Origin of the sequence: Microbispora sp. H13382, assembly GCF_014161445.1 — a bacterium.
GTDB lineage: Bacteria > Actinomycetota > Actinomycetes > Streptosporangiales > Streptosporangiaceae > Microbispora.
In genome coordinates, this window is sequence record NZ_JABBXA010000052.1 from 1 (window position 1) to 990 (window position 990).

Here is a 990-nt window from a genome sequence, read left to right on the forward strand (position 1 = left end):
CTAGACGAGTAAGTCCTAAGTCGCTTTGAGGCGGACTGTGGGGAAGGGCGAAGGGTGTCGATGATCCGTTTGTGACGACAGACATCAACACCCTTCTCACCGCACTGTACGTCAAGATCGATGACTGGCTGGGGCGTCCGGCCCGGATCGGACGCCCACCCAAGCTCACCGACGCCGAGTTGCTCACTCTGGCCATCGCCCAGGCCCTGCTCGGCATCCGCTCCGAAGCCCGATGGCTGCGCTTCCTGCCCAACCACCTGCCCGGAGCCTTCCCTTACCTGCCCGGCCAATCCGGCTACAACAAGCGCCTGCGCGCCGCGCTGCCACTCCTCAAACGCGCCATCCGCGCCCTGGCCCGCGACACCGACCTATGGACCGACCCGGTGTGGGTGATCGACTCCACCCCGGTCGAATGCGGCCGCTCCCGGCCCACCGCGCAGCGCTCTGACCTGGCGGGCTGGGCCGGCTACGGCTACTGCCGCTCCCACTCCCGCTACTTCTGGGGCTTGCGCCTGCACCTGATCTGCACCCCGGCCGGCCTGCCGATCACCTGGGCCCTGGCCACCCCCAAGCTCGACGAACGCCAGGTCCTGATGGCCGTACTCGACCACGACCCGCGCCTGCTCGCCGAACGCCCCGGACTGCTCATCGTCGCCGACAAGGGATACGTCTCCGCCGAGCTGGATGCCTACCTGGCCGAACGCGGGGTACGACTGCTGCGCCCGTCCTACCGCAACCGAACACCCCGCCCCGGCGAGCAGCACCTCAAACCCATCCGCCAGCTCATCGAGTCGGTCAACGACACCCTCAAAGGCCAACTCGACCTCGAACTGCACGGCGGACGCAGCCCGCTGGGCGTCGCCGCCCGCGTCGCCCAGCGCATCCTCGCGCTGACCGCCGCCATCTGGCACAACCGCGCCACCAACCAGCCCATCACCCGATCACTGATCGCCTACGACCACTGACCGGGCTTAGGACTTACTCGTCTAG

Annotated in this window: 1 protein-coding gene; it reads left to right on the forward strand. The window is 67.9% G+C overall.

Going from position 1 to position 990, the window contains the following annotated elements; translation table 11 throughout:
- Positions 1–71: 71 nt before the first annotated feature.
- Positions 72–965, forward strand: a complete 894-nt coding sequence (locus HHX41_RS39425) for an IS982 family transposase (RefSeq protein ID WP_182910013.1) — start codon at positions 72–74, stop codon at positions 963–965.
- Positions 966–990 lie beyond the last annotated feature (25 nt).